The 15,681-nt window shown below is 31.9% G+C and carries 16 protein-coding genes, 2 tRNA genes and 1 pseudogene; 8 read left to right on the top strand and 11 right to left on the bottom strand.

Features of this window, described 5'->3' with window-relative positions:
• Positions 1 to 2: 2 nt before the first annotated feature.
• Positions 3 to 743, bottom strand: coding sequence for an EFR1 family ferrodoxin (locus B5E79_RS06195; RefSeq protein ID WP_087297361.1), 741 nt, complete (start codon positions 741 to 743; stop codon positions 3 to 5).
• A 248-nt stretch (positions 744 to 991) separates the two neighbouring features.
• Here B5E79_RS06195 and B5E79_RS13920 point away from each other — a divergent pair, with 248 nt between their 5' ends.
• From B5E79_RS13920 to B5E79_RS13815, 3 genes and pseudogenes are all read left to right on the top strand, one after another.
• Positions 992 to 1,120, top strand: a complete 129-nt coding sequence (locus B5E79_RS13920; RefSeq protein ID WP_255376347.1) for a hypothetical protein — start codon at positions 992 to 994, stop codon at positions 1,118 to 1,120.
• Positions 1,117 to 1,278 (top strand): annotated as a pseudogene (locus tag B5E79_RS14020) (Rpn family recombination-promoting nuclease/putative transposase); the annotation flags it as partial. The gene B5E79_RS13920 and the pseudogene B5E79_RS14020, both read left to right, overlap by 4 nt.
• Before the next feature lie 171 nt (positions 1,279 to 1,449).
• Positions 1,450 to 1,740, top strand: a complete 291-nt coding sequence (locus B5E79_RS13815; protein ID WP_241147461.1) for a DUF4351 domain-containing protein — start codon at positions 1,450 to 1,452, stop codon at positions 1,738 to 1,740.
• A gap of 75 nt (positions 1,741 to 1,815) precedes the next feature.
• On the opposite strand, the gene B5E79_RS06185 is transcribed toward B5E79_RS13815, so the two are convergent.
• From B5E79_RS06185 to B5E79_RS06140, 10 genes are all read right to left on the bottom strand, one after another.
• A complete protein-coding gene (locus tag B5E79_RS06185; protein ID WP_087297359.1) occupies positions 1,816 to 2,472 on the bottom strand; it encodes an RDD family protein in 657 nt (218 codons plus the stop codon).
• A gap of 12 nt (positions 2,473 to 2,484) precedes the next feature.
• Entirely contained in the window at positions 2,485 to 3,666 is a 1,182-nt protein-coding gene (locus B5E79_RS06180) for a MalY/PatB family protein (RefSeq protein ID WP_087245308.1), read from the bottom strand.
• On the bottom strand, positions 3,667 to 4,755 hold the full coding sequence (locus B5E79_RS06175; protein ID WP_087297358.1) for a M24 family metallopeptidase: 1,089 nt from the start codon (positions 4,753 to 4,755) through the stop codon (positions 3,667 to 3,669).
• Between the two features lie 47 nt (positions 4,756 to 4,802).
• Complete coding sequence (locus B5E79_RS06170; RefSeq protein ID WP_087245304.1) at positions 4,803 to 6,125, bottom strand: PTS sugar transporter subunit IIC; 1,323 nt, start codon at positions 6,123 to 6,125, stop codon at positions 4,803 to 4,805.
• 15 nt (positions 6,126 to 6,140) lie between these two features.
• Positions 6,141 to 6,473, bottom strand: coding sequence for a PTS sugar transporter subunit IIB (locus B5E79_RS06165; protein ID WP_087245302.1), 333 nt, complete (start codon positions 6,471 to 6,473; stop codon positions 6,141 to 6,143).
• A 1-nt stretch (position 6,474) separates the two neighbouring features.
• The gene (locus tag B5E79_RS06160) at positions 6,475 to 6,795 is read right to left on the bottom strand and encodes a PTS lactose/cellobiose transporter subunit IIA (RefSeq protein WP_087245300.1); all 321 of its coding nucleotides are present in this window, start codon (positions 6,793 to 6,795) and stop codon (positions 6,475 to 6,477) included.
• A 2-nt stretch (positions 6,796 to 6,797) separates the two neighbouring features.
• Positions 6,798 to 7,847, bottom strand: a complete 1,050-nt coding sequence (ypdE, locus tag B5E79_RS06155) for an aminopeptidase (RefSeq protein ID WP_087245298.1) — start codon at positions 7,845 to 7,847, stop codon at positions 6,798 to 6,800.
• On the bottom strand, positions 7,840 to 9,741 hold the full coding sequence (locus B5E79_RS06150; RefSeq protein ID WP_087245296.1) for a BglG family transcription antiterminator: 1,902 nt from the start codon (positions 9,739 to 9,741) through the stop codon (positions 7,840 to 7,842). Before B5E79_RS06150 ends, ypdE begins: the two co-directional genes overlap by 8 nt.
• A 145-nt stretch (positions 9,742 to 9,886) precedes the next feature.
• Positions 9,887 to 11,506, bottom strand: a complete 1,620-nt coding sequence (locus B5E79_RS06145; protein WP_087297357.1) for a CTP synthase — start codon at positions 11,504 to 11,506, stop codon at positions 9,887 to 9,889.
• Between the two features lie 103 nt (positions 11,507 to 11,609).
• Entirely contained in the window at positions 11,610 to 12,083 is a 474-nt protein-coding gene (locus tag B5E79_RS06140; protein WP_087297356.1) for a GNAT family N-acetyltransferase, read from the bottom strand.
• Between the two features lie 120 nt (positions 12,084 to 12,203).
• Between B5E79_RS06140 and B5E79_RS06135 the strand changes: the two genes are divergently transcribed.
• From B5E79_RS06135 to B5E79_RS06115, 5 genes are all read left to right on the top strand, one after another.
• The gene (locus B5E79_RS06135; RefSeq protein ID WP_087297355.1) at positions 12,204 to 12,899 is read left to right on the top strand and encodes a response regulator transcription factor; all 696 of its coding nucleotides are present in this window, start codon (positions 12,204 to 12,206) and stop codon (positions 12,897 to 12,899) included.
• Complete coding sequence (locus B5E79_RS06130) at positions 12,896 to 14,020, top strand: sensor histidine kinase (RefSeq protein WP_087297354.1); 1,125 nt, start codon at positions 12,896 to 12,898, stop codon at positions 14,018 to 14,020. Before B5E79_RS06135 ends, B5E79_RS06130 begins: the two co-directional genes overlap by 4 nt.
• Before the next feature lie 76 nt (positions 14,021 to 14,096).
• On the top strand, positions 14,097 to 15,374 hold the full coding sequence (locus B5E79_RS06125) for an aspartate aminotransferase type Ic (protein ID WP_087297353.1): 1,278 nt from the start codon (positions 14,097 to 14,099) through the stop codon (positions 15,372 to 15,374).
• Positions 15,375 to 15,484: 110 nt separating this feature from the next.
• Positions 15,485 to 15,560: transfer RNA gene (locus tag B5E79_RS06120), tRNA-Gln, on the top strand.
• A gap of 3 nt (positions 15,561 to 15,563) precedes the next feature.
• Positions 15,564 to 15,639, top strand: a tRNA-Val gene (locus B5E79_RS06115).
• Positions 15,640 to 15,681: the final 42 nt, after the last annotated feature.

Here is a 15,681-nt window from a genome sequence, read left to right as displayed (position 1 = left end):
GATTAACCTCCTATCAATTCACTTTGCTTATACAAAGTACAAACTTTTTGAATTTTTTGACGTGTTGCTTCAACTTGCTGTAAATCACAAACCCTTGCATGTGTTGGACAAATTGAAACACAACGCATACATGAAATGCATTTTGTTTCATCAGTGACTTGTAAATGATGACAATCAATGGCTTCTACAGGACAAAGTTTAGCACATAATCCACATTTTGTACACTGAGAAGTTGCTTTTGGTTTGAGTCCTCCATGAAATTCCTTATAAGGTCTATGTCCTGGAACTTCAATAGGGTGAAGATTGTTTTTTAAAGTTTCTACTAACTTTTGAATATGTTGATAATCTTCCTGATTAGGTCTTCCTTTCGCATAATCATGGACAATAGAATGTTCACAAACAACAGCCACTGCACCTTCACAAATAAATCCTAATTCATCTAAAGTATCTTTTAATTCTATAAATGTATCATCATAATGTCTATTTCCATAAGTCACAACGAGAATAACCGGTGTCTGATTTCCTTTCAATAATTTTAATCGCTCTATAGCAATAGATGGAACTCTTCCACCATATGATGGGACACCTACAATACATAAATCTTCATGTGAAAATTCATGTGTTGAAAAATCCGTTCTTGATAAATCATATTCCTGTATAGGTTTATCCCATTGTTTTCCTATAAATCGTACAACTTCTTGAGTACTTCCTGTACCACTAAAATAAATAAGATGAATAGACATATACATTCCTCCTATGCATATCACTATTCTAACATATTTTCCAAGACTTTCCATTAACAAATATTCAATATTCAAAAAATCACTATTTATGAGCTATAACAGTTTGTTGAATATGAAATTTAAAAATATATGCTTTAAGCAATTTTTATGGTATCATATATCTGTATGAAAAAAATATTTTCAAATTAATCTAAAAAAGAAGAAAAATGAACTTTTTTTGCGTATATGAATAATAGGAGGTATGATTCATGTCTCAAAAAAAGTACAAGCTTCAAAAGATTTTTGATATTCGTATCAGAACATTATTTAAAAATCATCATATCGTGGTCGATTTTATCAATGGTATCCTTTTTTATGGAAATGCAATCATCAGATGATTATGGGTGTCATGACATTGGTTGTTTATTACGGACAAAGGAAATGGAAAGCTCCAAGAACTTATGAGGACATGATGAAGCCCCTACCTTCCGTTTTAAAAAACTATATAAATATTGCATCCTATCCACTCATTGAAATGAGATCTCTAAATCCAGAGAGATTTCACACTCAAGAACTTAAAGAGCTGATCATTGGATTGAAATATTTATATAATCATCAATATGACAAAGCTCATGATATAACCCTCAGTCATGAAATAGCAATCACACTTGCAGCACTTACAAAAAATACACACATTTATAAAAAGGTAAAGGAGGAGAAGATTGATATGTGTCAAGCTATCAGAGATTATGGAAAAGAAAATCTAAGAATAGAAAAAAAAGAAGGTATTGATATTGGAAGAAATGAAGGTATTGATATCGGAAGGAATGAGGGTATTGTTATTGGAAGAAATGAAGGTATCATTCAAACTTTAATTAAGCTACTTCAATCAAAGTTAGGATTTCTTTCAAAAGACACCCTTACAAAAATCCAATCATGCAATCAAGAACAACTTGATTTACTTACAGTACATATTTTTGATATTCATAGTGAAAAAGATATTCTTCGTTATTTATAAATTGTATAAAAAAGCTGTAACAAAATAACTTTTTAAATAATTGATTTTGTACAGCTTTTTTTGATGTTTTATGCATTATGAGCGCTTATGCTTACGCTTATTTTTCTTCTCTTTTCCTTTCTCTTGAGGAGCTTGATCTCCTAAATGAACAACAGTCGTGCCAGAGAGGTAATCATGAATTGCACGTCTTGAGGGTGTATTATATACCATAATTGCAGAAATAATAGTAATAAAACTTCCAATAGCCATTAGATAATACTCAAAATAAATACCTGTTGCCATAGTCAACATCTGACGATAATATCTAGCTACTACAACTGAGACACTCTCTAAAATCATTAAACCAATAACATGTCTTATCAATAGTGTTTTCAAATCTAATGGCTGATTATCCATTCTCACAATCTGCAATTTCATAATACGTTTTCCAATAGTCTGTCCAGGATATTTTTTCAATGGAATATAAACCAAATAAATCAACGCTAAAATAATACTCAAAAATCCAGCTAAATAACTCCAATAGACTGAATATCCTAAAGAGGGAAAAACGTATAAATCACTGAACATATCACTACGATCAGTAACCAAACCATAAATAGCCACTGCCGGTAAGCCTGCAATAATTCCACCAATTGCCCAATCTAAAGCATAAGCAATTAAACGTGTTGAAAAATTGACTTTGGAAGGCTTTCGATCAACCCAAAATGTTAATTTTTTCCATAATTGACGCATAAAACAATCCTCCTACTTATGATATAAGGCATCCATTGCCTTTTTAAAGCGATTTAATCCTTCTTGTACTTTAGCACGTGGACATCCTAAATTCATTCTCAAATATTTTGTTCCATTTTCACCATATGTCTCACCTTTCATAATAGCAACACCACCGATATTTACTAAAGCTTCCTGAATTTCATCACTAGTAAAAGGAACATCTCGAGCATCAATCCAAGCTAAATAAGTAGCTTCAGGTCTTTGAAAATGGAAATCCGGTAAATAATCATGAATAAAGTTTTCCACTAATTCCATATTCCCACGAATATATTCATTTAATTGATCAATATAATCATCACATTGTGTATAACCAATCATTGTTGCATACATACCGAAAATACTTGCTGAGTTCAAAAAATCTCTTCTTCGCGTTACACCCACAAAAGCATCTCTTACTTTTTCATTAGGAATTATTACATAAGATCCTATCAAACCTGGTGTATTTAAAGTTTTACTTGAAGAACTCGCAGTATACATTTCATCATATTCATTGAGATATTTCAACAACGGCTGATGTTTTTGATCTTTAATTTGAATATCCATATGTATTTCATCTGAAATCATCTTAACTTGATATTTTTTACATATTTCAATCATTTTTTTTATTTCATCATCACGCCAGATTCTACCCGTTGGATTATGTGGCGAACATAAAAGTAATATTTGACATTGAGATGCTTGCTGTTCAAATACTTCAAAGTCAATTTCAAAGGTTCCATTTGTTTTTATCAAATGATGTGAAACCAATTCTCTATCGTTTTCTAAAATGACATTGATGAATGCATCATACATTGGATTCATCGTCAAGACTTTATCATGTGGTTGACTCAGCAAACGAATTAACAGTGAAACTGAATACATAACACTTGGACTATACAAAATCCAATCTTCCTCAATATGAGTATCAAAACGCCTTTGAAAATAAGTTGTGATAGATGATTTAAAATCATGATGATTCCATCTGGTATATCCATAAATCTGATGATTGGCAACTTCATGAATTTTATCTGTTATAGGTTTTGGAACAATAAAATCTGTATCAGAAATCGAAAAAGGAATCAAATCTTTTTTGTGAAAACGATCTTCTATGTAATCCCATTGTGTACAATATGTTCCCAAACGATTATGAATTTCATCAAAATCATATTTCATTTATTTTTCCTCCAATATTATATAATCTTTTGGTGTCTTATTCATTGGAACACCTTTCCCATCAATGATGACAACATCATCTTCAATACGAATACCTCCTAAACCAGGAACATAAACTCCTGGTTCACAAGACATCATCATGCCATTTTGCAGAATTGTTTGACTTTGACTATTTAAAATGGGTCCTTCACCACTATCTGTTACCCCTATTCCATGTCCAAGACCATGATCAAAATATTCACCATATCCTGCTTCTTCAATGACTTGGCGAGCTGCACGATCTACATCACATGCCTTTGCGCCTGCACGAATAGCCTCTAACCCCGTTAATTGTGCCTTTAAAACCAAATCATAAATATTTCTATATTGAGGCAATGGCTCACCAATAAAACAAACACGCGTCATATCTGACTGATAATTTTGATATTGAATTCCAAAATCAATCATAATTGGCTCATGAGCCTTGACCTTACGTGATGTTGGTCGTCCGTGTGGCAAAGCAGTTCTTTCTCCACTTGTAACAACCGTTTCAAAAGACATTTGCTGAGCTCCAGCAGCAATTGCATAATATTGAACCAAGGCACTTATTTCATATTCCGCCATTCCTATTCGAATATGTTGTAATACTTTTGCATACACATCATCTGTCAAAGAAATCGTTTTTTGCATAGCAACAATTTCACTATCATCCTTAACAATTCTTAAATTCGTAATTTCCTCATCAAATAAATGAATATCTACATCCAATGTCTGTAGTTTTTGATAATCTTTAACCAATACTTCACTAGCCTCTACACCTAATGATTGACAATGCTCTTCTTTTAATATGTTCTCTACTGCATATAAATAACTTTTTCCTGTCGTATGAGGATTATGAAGTCTGATTTCTAAATCAAACTCAGTTTCTTTCGCTTCAGTTATATAACGTCCATCCAGAATTAAATATCCATGTTGTTGAGTGATAAGAACCTTACACCCACTTCCTAACATTGTTGACATCCATTTTTTCATAGTTTTGCTTTGAATTAATAAAGCATCAAGTTTTTGATTCTTTAGAAAATCTTGCACTTTTTCTATTCTTTTGGCCATATTATTTACCTCCTAGATAGAAAGGCAAGCTTTTGCTTGCCTTATCATTAAAAGTCTAAATCTAAATCATTTAAGATATCTTCATCTTCTTTTGTCAATAATGAATTATCATTAGTCTTTTCATCTTGTTTTCCATAGCGTTGTTCATACATTTTAAAGAATGGATACCATACAATAATAGAAAGAATCATCTGTACTGCATTAACAACAATAGACATAAAGTCCATATTCGTTAAATAACCTTCTAGGAAAACTCCAACATATGGAGGTGTAAAGAATGAACAACTCATAATACCAAGATATTGAGCCCATCCCCCTAAACTTCCTATAATACCTCCACAAATAACATATGGAATAAAGAATACAGGATTTAATACAATTGGTGCTCCAAATAAGATTGGTTCATTAATTCCAAACAATGCTGGAATAAGTGCTACTCCACCAATTTGTTTTAAAGCTTTATTCTTAGATAATAAGCACCAAAGTACTAATCCAAATGTAACTCCTGTTCCTGTAAAGTTACCAAATGCTGATTCAGGTCCAGGTGTAAAGAAGTGTGTCATTTCAACTCCTGCTTGATAATTTGCAATATTTTCTGCTAAGAATTGAGTTGAAATTGGACTTGTAATTGGACTTAATACTGATGGATGAATACCAAAGAAGAATAATAAACAATGTAGCATCTTCAAGAATGTATAAGCAAATGGATTGTCCATAGAACCAACTAGAGGTGCTAATAAATTCGTAAAGATAAGTGGTGGCATTGTATTAAATACATTGACACATAAAATACGAATAATTAAGAAAAATCCAATAACAATAACTGAAATAGGAATCATTTCAAAAGAACGTGATACGAAATCTGGAACTGATTCAGGCATTCTAATAGTAAATTTCTTTTTCTTACACCAACGATAAAGTTCTACTGCAATCAATGATGCAAACATTGCTGCAAATAAACCTTTTGTTCCAAAATAAGTTGTATCAATTCCACCATCTTCAGTATATTGAACTGTCATCATTAAAAAGGCAATTAATCCCATGCTGACACTTCCAGGAACATCCTGCTTATAAGAATTTGCAAGATGATATGCGATAATTACTGATACATATAAAGACATTAATCCCATACCAACATTATATGGAATATAAATAATATCAAGATTGTTTAAAATCCATTGTGATACTGGGTTGTTTTCTCCAATCATATTTGGAATAGCTTCTGGAATCAAACAGAAACTCCCAATAATCAACAACGGAGTCATTGCAACCATAGCTTTTTTTACAGCACTTAAATGAACTTGTTTATCCATCTTGTTTGCTAGTGGAGTTAAATACTTGTTCATAAATGCTTCAAATTTGTCAAACATACATTCACCCACTCCCTATTTTTTCATATCTGCTTTTTTTCTTTCAACAAGTGCTTTTTTCAAAACAGTTGCTCCATCCATTTTTCCATAAGTATCCTGATCAACAATAACATATGGAATATTGTATGGTTCAATAATTGGTTTAATATAGTCCAATTTATGAGCGATTTGAGGTCCAATAACTAATACATCACAAGTTTCAACTTCACTTTGTAAAATATCAACTGGAATAGCCACAAATTCAAAATCCTTTTCATCTAATTTAGCACTATTCTTTACAGTATTTTTCATACTATCCATAAGCATAGTTGTTGAAAAACCTCCAGCACAACATAATACAATTTTCATCTTATTTCCCCTCCTTTGCTTCAAATACATTTATTAATTCCTCAATTAGATCTCTTGCTAATTGAGAAGTCATATAATGATCCTGTGCATGAACCATTAATAACCCAACTTCTGGCTTATCTCCATTTTCTGACATTTCTGCCTGGATAAGCTTTGTCTGGATCGTATGTGCTTGAACATCAGCTTCCCTAGCTTCTTCAAGCAATTTTCTTGCTTCATCATACTCTCCAGTTTTCACTTTCTTTAATGCTTCAAATGCTTTAGCTTTACTTTGCCCAGCAGATGAAATCATCCCAATAATACTTTTTTCCATTTCTGTCATTTTTACTTTCCTCCCAAATAATCTGTCATATTCCTATATTCTTTTGCATCACTCTGTAGCAAATGAACTAACAATTCTACCAGATGGTCCAAATCATCAGCATGAACCATTGAATAAGCTCCATGACAATAACGAAGTGGAATACCCAAAACCATCGCCAAACGTCCACCTTTTTGTAAATGAGCCTGTCCTGCATCCGTTCCACCACCACTAAGCATATCATTTTGGTAAGGAATTTGATGCTTATTCGCAACTGCTTTTACATAACGAATCAATTGACGATTAGGTGCCATAGTCTTGTCATAATGGACAAGCATTGGACCTTTTCCAATCAAACGATGATTGGTATAATTTTTGACTAGCTCCGGATTATTCGCAACATCCACAGCAAAAACCACATCTGGATCAATTTGATAAGTTGCTGTTTGCGCTCCTCGTAATCCTACTTCTTCGCTACTTGTTGCAACAAAATAAAGATCATTTTTTGTATCATGTGATAGGTGCTTTAGCGTTTCAGCAACGACATAACATCCACTACGATCATCCATAGCTTTGCCCATATATACATGCTGCGATGAGAGTGAGCGCATTTGACTGGCAAAACAAACCATATTTCCAACTTCAATTCCTAAAGCCTCTACCTCTTCACGCGTATCACAACCAATATCTATATACATTTCTTTGATATGGCCTTCATCATCTTTTGTAACATTTAATAAACCTTCTATTTTTTGACCATCTTCCGTTGTGACTCTAACAATTTGCATTTCTTTGCTCTTATCCAAAACACCACCAACAGCCATTACATAAAGAAATCCAATATCAGAAATATGTCGTACAATAAAACCGACCTCATCCATATGTGCACATATCATGATCTTCAAAGCATTTTCATCCGTTCCACGTTTATGAAATATAAGACTGCCTAGTGCATCACAAGAAATATCGTCACAGACTTCTTTTAATTCCTGATAAAGTATTTCTCTAACTTCATCTTCACAAGAAGCAATACTATCAGCATCACTTAATTTTTTTAACAATTGACTATTCATGATTAACACCTCCTAACTCCTTCATAACGGCCATCAATTCTTCAAATGATTTTACGTGAAAAATACGATCAACATACTTTTTTTCCTGCATCAACTTATATAACTGCGTTGTCAACACCTTATACATTTCTATCTGATCTTTTTTCAAACATATCATAAAAACAATCTTAACTTCTTTTTCATTCCAGAAAAAAGGATTTTCTAGAACACAGACTGAAATCATGTTTTTTAAAGCATCTGTTTCAATTGGATGGGGTATACAAATACCATTAAAATATATCGTACTCACAAAAGATTCACGTTGCATAACCATATCTGTAAATCCTTCTTTTCCATATTTTTTCTCTTCCAGTTCTTGTGCCATAGTATAAATTAATCGCTCATAGTTATCTTCCTTCACAATTTTGAAAAAATCTTTAGAAAAGAAAGCTGCATAAGGTGGTTCATCATGAATCAATGTATACGGATCATATTCATCTGTTTGCAGAATCTGTTTAATACGAATCAAATCTTTATCATCTAACAACTCTTTAATATAAATCACCGGAACTTGGACATCAAATGACAAAGGCAAAACGGTAAAAACCAAATCAGGTTTATAAGCCAATAAATCATTTTTCTGCAAAAAAGAGAATGTCTGCACTGTTGCGTTAGGGAATAAAGATTCAATCTGTAATTTAATCATGTAGGCACTCCCACCACCAGAAGAGCAGACAACACCAATGCGATTATATGATTGTAATTTTAATTGTTTTTCTTTTTCCATATGTCCAGCAAAATGCATTGCTACAAAACCAATCTCATCAAAAGTTGATTGAACATTATATTTTTCTGATAACATATCACAGAATTGAATCGCAATATTAAAAATCATAGGATTTGTGATGCTTAATTTATTTGCTAATTCATTTTTATAAGAAATCTTATCTCGCAATCGGTCAATTAGCAAAGTCACGTGCGATAACAAAAACTTTTTAAAGTCTGCATCTTGTAAAAAATTTGTCTGATAAATCTTATCTATCTTGCTTAGAAATTCATTAATGTCATTTTCCAAAGTATCACTAAAACCAACATTTTCTATGCGTTTTCTAACATTTTTATTCAAAATGACTATGAAGTCATCAATACTTGCTCGACTAAACTCAACCTGATATATGTTCTGAAGTAATTGAGTAATCTCTTTAACAATACGATGAAATGTATCATTTCCCTGAATTTCTCCTTCTTTTCTTTCATGATTCAGGATTGCACGATAAATCATCACCTTTAAATACTCGGTAATATTTAACAATTCATTATAATTCACATTTAAATTCTCATGTATCAATAAATCTATAAAGGCATCTTCTACGAGCTTAAAGTCTTTCACAACATCATTAACAGCTGTTTGAACAACTAAATCCTGATTCAAATATTCATCTGTTAAATAAGCTTTGATATCTTTTTCAAGCCCATGAATTCTTACTCCATAATGATGTTTACGTTCAATGAGAATATGATAACGTTGTGCCAGTTTCTCTACATCTTCCATATCATTTTTGATAACTGTTTTTGATACCTGAAGAAACTCAGCTATCTTATCCATTGAAACAAATCCATCTTGAATAGAAAGAAAAGATAAAATCTGTGCTGGTCTTTCTTTTGTTGGAACAAAAAAACCTTCATTTAAAGTATCTAAAAAATCATCTAATAGCACTTTATTCGTGACTTCTAATAAGTATCCTTCTCCTCTTTTCATATGTAATCTAAAACCTTTGCGAGGAGAAATACGCATTAAATAAGAAATATCTTTTTGAATAGTTCTTTTAGATACACCATATTTTGTTGTAAAGTATTCAACTGAGAGGTAGGTTGCTTGTTCAAAAAAATCTTTCATTATAGAATATAATCGCATTTTCTCTACCTCCCCTCTATGTTTATTATATAAAGAAATAAATAATCAAAAAAGATTATATTCTTCATATAAAAATGCAACATTATTCCTTTTATTCTGACAATACCAATCATAAATTCTCCTTTGAAACCCACATAAAAAGCACTCAGTTTTGAGTGCTCTCTTCTTGATATTTCTTATGACATGCAGCTGTGATAAATCCTTGGAAGATAGGTTCACTACGATTTGGACGTGAAGCAAATTCTGGATGGAATTGACAAGCTACAAAATATGGATGATTTTCTAATTCAATAATTTCCACAAGATCTCTTTCTGGATTTTTCCCAGATACAATTAATCCATGTTCTTCAAGAATTTCTTTATATTTATTATTGAATTCATAACGATGTCTATGTCTTTGTTGAATCAAGTCTTTGCCATATAATTCATGAACATGACTTCCTTTTAATAACTCACAATCATAATTTCCTAGTCTTTGTGTACCACCCATATCGTTCAATGTCTGATCACTCATTAAGTGAATTAATGGTGTTGCACACATCTCATCAAATTCAATAGAATTGACATCTTGAAGTCCACAGACATGTCTTGCAAACTCAATAGAAGCCAATTGCATTCCTAAACAAATACCTAAAAATGGAATCTTTTCTTCTCTTGCAAAGCGAATAGCCTTAATCATTCCTTCAATACCACGTTGTCCAAAGCCACCAGGAACCAAGATACCATCTGCTCCCTTTAACATGTCTCCTACATTTTCATCATTAATGTCTTCAGCATTAATCCAATCAATATGTACGGTACTATTTTCATAATAACCTGCATGGCGTAAAGCTTCATTGACTGATAAATAAGCATCTGGTAATTGTACATATTTTCCAACCATCTTGATTGTTAATTCTTTATTAAGACCTTTAACACGTTGAATAAGCTGTTGCCATTCAGTCATATCAGCTTTTGGAGCTTCTATTCTTAAATGATCCAATACCAAATCATCCATATGTTGATCCAATAACATCATTGGCAGTTCATATAAAACATCAACATCATAATTAGAAATAACAGCTTCTACTGGGACATTACAGAATAAAGAAATTTTTTCTTTTAATTCCTGATCAATATGTTTTTCACTACGACAAACAATAATATCTGGCTGAATACCATATCCTCTTAGTTCTTTAACACTATGTTGTGTTGGTTTGGTTTTGACCTCATGGCTTGCTCCAATATAAGGTAGTAATGTTGTATGTATATAAAGAGTATTTTTATATCCAATATCTAAACGGACTTGTCTAATGGCTTCAATAAAAGGCAAACTTTCAATATCTCCAACAGTTCCACCTATTTCAGTAATCACAATATCTGCTTGACTGCTTTTAGCAGCTGCATAAATTTTTGCTTTGATTTCATTGGTAATATGAGGAACAACCTGAACTGTTGCCCCTAAATAATCTCCACGACGTTCTTTAGAAATGACATCACTATATATTCTTCCTGTTGTAATAGATGAGCTACGATTCAATTCTTCATCAATAAAACGTTCGTAGTGTCCTAAATCCAAATCAGTTTCCGCCCCATCAGCAGTGACAAACACTTCACCATGTTGAAAAGGTGACATTGTTCCTGGATCCACATTAATATAAGGATCAAGTTTTTGCATAAAGACTTTCAATCCTCTTTGTTTTAATAATCTTCCTAATGATGCAGCTGTCAATCCTTTTCCTAGTCCTGATACAACTCCACCAGTTACAAATATAAATTTAGCCATTTTATTCTCTCCTTTCACAAATAAAAATGCACCCTAGCGGAAAGCCAGAGTGCCCTTTCTTATTCTAGCAAAAAATATTTATCAAAGCAATTATTTTTTCTTATTATTCTGATAATTTTCTTAAAGATTCACCTGTTATACGATAAACAGTCCACTCATCCATGGCTTTTGCACCTAATGAAAGGTAAAAATCAATGCTTGACTGATTCCAATCCAAACACCACCATTCTAGCCTTCCACATCCTCGTTCAACTGCAATTCTTGCAAGTTCTTTAATCATGGCTTTACCATAACCATGTCCACGATATTCTGGCATAATATATAAATCTTCTAAATAGAGATCTGCACGTCCTAAAAATGTTGAAAAATTATGAAAAAATAAAGCAAAACCTATCTTTTTATGATCGACAACCGCAAAAATAACTTCTGCTTTTTCTTTATCAAATAACCATTCTTCAATTAATTCTTCTGTCGCTATGACTTCATTTTCTAATTTTTCATAACGTGCCAGATCTTTGATAAACTGTAGTATGATTGGCACATCTTTTCTACTTGCTTTTTCAAATATGATATTCATATGATAAACTCCCTTTTCTATTTTTATACATCATTATAACATATATTTTAGCTTATTATTTTATAAAAATGATTGTCGTTTTGATTATTTTCTATATAATAAGCATAGGAGGCGATCTATATGGAAAATCCACATATTCTTGTTGTTGATGATGAAAAAGAAATTACTGATTTAATTGAAATTTATTTAACCCAAGAAGGATATACTGTTGAAAAAAGATATAACGCATCTTCCCTTATAGATGATATTCCTCGATATCATATTGATCTTGTCATCTTAGATATCATGATGCCTGAAATAGATGGTATTCAAGCATTGAAAATGATTCGAGAAAAATACAATATTCCTGTCATTATTGTTTCTGCAAAAACAGCTGATAATGATAAAATTGAAGGATTATTAACTGGTGCTGATGACTATGTGAGTAAACCATTTAATGCAATGGAACTTGTTGCCAGAGTCAAATCACAACTTAGACGTTATCATGTCTTAAATAAACCGGTTCATCATTCTTCTTATATTATTGAAGCAACCGATTTAATGATTGATACACAAAAAAAACTGGTGACATTAGATGGAAAGCCCTTAGCTTTAACACGCATTGAGTATGAAATTCTCGTCTTATTAGCAAGTCAACCTGGAACTGTCTTTTCTATTGAAGATATATTTGAAAAGATATGGCATGTTAAATCACATAATTCTAATAATACAATAATGGTTCATATTAGAAAATTAAGAGAAAAAATAGAAAGGCAGCCAAGAAATCCTCGACACATTAAAACTGTCTGGGGTGTTGGTTATAAATTTGAATTATGATAAAGAAAATACAAAGATTATTGATCAGTAGTTTTCGATGGCGTTTATTTATTAATATCATTGTTGCTTATCTGATTGCATTTTTATGTGATGTTGCTTTAATGATCATTTTACAACATACCAATATTTTTCATTTACCTTATGAATGGTTATACATCATTGCTTTTCTTATTTCCTTATTAATTTTTTTAGTTACTTTTTTTGATTTAATGAATATCACTTTAAAATATATTGATGTTTTAAGTGGAACTATTCAACGTGTCACTGCTGGTGATTATGAGGTCGAAGCCCCTATCAAATATGATGATGAACTGGGGTTATTAGCAGCCAATATTAATGCTCTTGCGAAAACATTAAGAGATAAGGAAAAAGAAAGTGAAATTCTTAAAGAAAATGAACGTTTGGCCTATGATGCTGAAAGAAATGCTGAAAAACAAAAAAATGATTTAATTACAAATGTTGCTCATGATTTAAGAACACCTCTGACAACTATTGTGGGTTATTTAGAGTTGATTAAGAATAACCAGCAATTAACGAAAGAGGAAATACAAAAATATTCAAGTGTGGCTTATGAAAAATCAAAAAGACTTCAAAGCATGATGGATGATTTATTTGAGTTTACAAGCTTGGATCAGGCCAATGTCAAGATTCATATGGCCACTATTAATATTACTGAGTTAATCTTACAGATTGTTGATGAGTTTTACCCAACATTTCAGGAACATCATATCACGCCTGAAGTGAAAATCAGTCAAAATAATTTATTTATTAATGGGGATGGACAATTAATCGCAAGAGTTTTCGATAATCTTTTATCTAATGCAGTAAAATATGGACAGGATGGAAAGAAAATTAAAATTGAAGTTATCAACGATGAAGAAACTGTCACTATCAAAATTATGAATTATGGAAATCCTATTGATAGTGCTGATTTGCCATATATTTTTGATAAATTTTATCGCAGTGATGCATCTCGTTCTTCCTCAACTGGTGGAACTGGTTTAGGCTTAGCGATTGCTAAAAATATTATTCAAATTCATAATGGAGAAATCTTAGCTACGAGTCACCAGGATAAAACAACATTTATTGTGATTTTACATAGATTACATACAAATGAATAAATATTTTTTCTTGTCGAATAAAGATTGCAATTTATTGAATGAAAAGGTACAATGACTTCAAAGTGGGGGATTAAAAATGAAAGCATATCAAGATATGAATCAAGATGAATTAAAAACTTTACATCAACAATTAAGCAAACAATACCAAGACATGAAAGATTTACATTTACAGCTAAATATGGCTCGCGGTAAACCTGATTTTAGTCAAGTTCAACTTTCTATGCCTTTATTAGATGTTATTAATAGTCATTATGATTTTACAGATAAAAAAGATTATTGTAATTATGGTATATTAGATGGAATTGATGAAGCCAAACAGTTATTTGCAGTTATTTTAGAAACAACACCTGAACATATTATTGTTTATGGAAATTCAAGTTTAACAATCATGTTTGATCAGATCAGTCGTGGTTTTACACATGGATATTTAGGACATACACCTTGGTGTCATTTAGATAAAGTCAAATTTTTATGTCCTGTGCCTGGATATGATCGTCATTTTGCTATTACAGAACGTTTTGGCATTGAAATGATATCTATTCCTATGGATGAAAATGGTCCTGATATGGATCTGGTAGAAAAATATGTGAATAATGATGAATCGGTGAAAGGTATATGGTGTGTGCCTCAATATTCTAATCCATCAGGAATAACATATTCTGATGAAGTTGTAGAAAGATTTGCACATCTCAAACCTGCCGCTCCAGATTTTAGAATTTTCTGGGATAATGCCTATATTATTCATCACCTTTATGATCATCATCAAGATCATGTCAAAAATATTCTTGAAGCTTGTCAAGAAGCAGGAAATCCTGATCTTGTGTTTGAATTCTGTTCAACATCAAAAGTTACTTTCCCAGGAGCTGGGGTAGCGGCTATGGCTACATCAATTAATAATAAAAAAGATATTTTAAAACATTTAACAGTTCAATCTATTGGTCATGATAAGTTAAATCAATTAAGACATGCTGAATATTTTAAAAGCATCGAAGATTTAAAACATCATATGAGTCAACAGGCTGAATTATTAAGACCTAAATTTGAAATGGTATTAGATATTTTTGATAAAGAATTAAAACCTCTTCATATTGGAACATGGTCTCATCCATTAGGTGGATATTTTATTACTTTTGAAGCTATGGACAATTGTGCACAAGATATTGTTCAAAAATGTAAAGAAGCAGGTGTTATTTTAACTGATGCGGGTGCAACTTTCCCTTATGGAAAAGATCCTCATGATTCAGTGATTCGTATTGCCCCATCATATCCTCCTTTAAATGAATTGAAGCAAGCAACAGAACTTTTTGTGTTATGTGTAAAGCTTGTTAGTGTAGAAAAATTATTAAAATTATAGATGAATCCATGGATTCATCTTTTTTCAAGTTGAATTTGAAAAAAATTCAACTTTTCCACTAAAAAATATTGACTATATTCTAAAAAATTGTTATATTAAATAAGCACTGTTGGGATATAGCCAAGCGGTAAGGCAACAGACTTTGACTCTGTCATTGCGCTGGTTCGAATCCAGCTATCCCAGCCATGTGGAGGTTTAGCTCAGTTGGGAGAGCATCTGCCTTACAAGCAGAGGGTCAGCGGTTCGAGCCCGTTAACCTCCACCATTTATGCCGGCTTAGCTCAATTGGTAGAGCAACTGACTTGTA

Origin of the sequence: Massilimicrobiota sp. An134, assembly GCF_002160815.1 — a bacterium.
In the GTDB taxonomy this organism is placed as follows: domain Bacteria; phylum Bacillota_I; class Bacilli_A; order Erysipelotrichales; family Coprobacillaceae; genus Allocoprobacillus; species Allocoprobacillus merdigallinarum.
The sequence above is the reverse complement of the archived record's forward strand: the minus strand, read 5'-3'. Positions and strand labels throughout refer to the sequence as shown.

Coding starts and splice junctions, on each gene's coding strand:
- B5E79_RS06195 (WP_087297361.1), bottom strand. CDS start 743: ATGTCTATTCATCTTATTTATTTTAGTGGTACAGGAAGTACTCAAGAA.
- B5E79_RS13920 (WP_255376347.1), top strand. CDS start 992: ATGTCTCAAAAAAAGTACAAGCTTCAAAAGATTTTTGATATTCGTATC.
- B5E79_RS13815 (WP_241147461.1), top strand. CDS start 1,450: ATGTGTCAAGCTATCAGAGATTATGGAAAAGAAAATCTAAGAATAGAA.
- B5E79_RS06185 (WP_087297359.1), bottom strand. CDS start 2,472: ATGCGTCAATTATGGAAAAAATTAACATTTTGGGTTGATCGAAAGCCT.
- B5E79_RS06180 (WP_087245308.1), bottom strand. CDS start 3,666: ATGAAATATGATTTTGATGAAATTCATAATCGTTTGGGAACATATTGT.
- B5E79_RS06175 (WP_087297358.1), bottom strand. CDS start 4,755: ATGGCCAAAAGAATAGAAAAAGTGCAAGATTTTCTAAAGAATCAAAAA.
- B5E79_RS06170 (WP_087245304.1), bottom strand. CDS start 6,125: ATGTTTGACAAATTTGAAGCATTTATGAACAAGTATTTAACTCCACTA.
- B5E79_RS06165 (WP_087245302.1), bottom strand. CDS start 6,473: ATGAAAATTGTATTATGTTGTGCTGGAGGTTTTTCAACAACTATGCTT.
- B5E79_RS06160 (WP_087245300.1), bottom strand. CDS start 6,795: ATGACAGAAATGGAAAAAAGTATTATTGGGATGATTTCATCTGCTGGG.
- ypdE (WP_087245298.1), bottom strand. CDS start 7,847: ATGAATAGTCAATTGTTAAAAAAATTAAGTGATGCTGATAGTATTGCT.
- B5E79_RS06150 (WP_087245296.1), bottom strand. CDS start 9,741: ATGCGATTATATTCTATAATGAAAGATTTTTTTGAACAAGCAACCTAC.
- B5E79_RS06145 (WP_087297357.1), bottom strand. CDS start 11,506: ATGGCTAAATTTATATTTGTAACTGGTGGAGTTGTATCAGGACTAGGA.
- B5E79_RS06140 (WP_087297356.1), bottom strand. CDS start 12,083: ATGAATATCATATTTGAAAAAGCAAGTAGAAAAGATGTGCCAATCATA.
- B5E79_RS06135 (WP_087297355.1), top strand. CDS start 12,204: ATGGAAAATCCACATATTCTTGTTGTTGATGATGAAAAAGAAATTACT.
- B5E79_RS06130 (WP_087297354.1), top strand. CDS start 12,896: ATGATAAAGAAAATACAAAGATTATTGATCAGTAGTTTTCGATGGCGT.
- B5E79_RS06125 (WP_087297353.1), top strand. CDS start 14,097: ATGAAAGCATATCAAGATATGAATCAAGATGAATTAAAAACTTTACAT.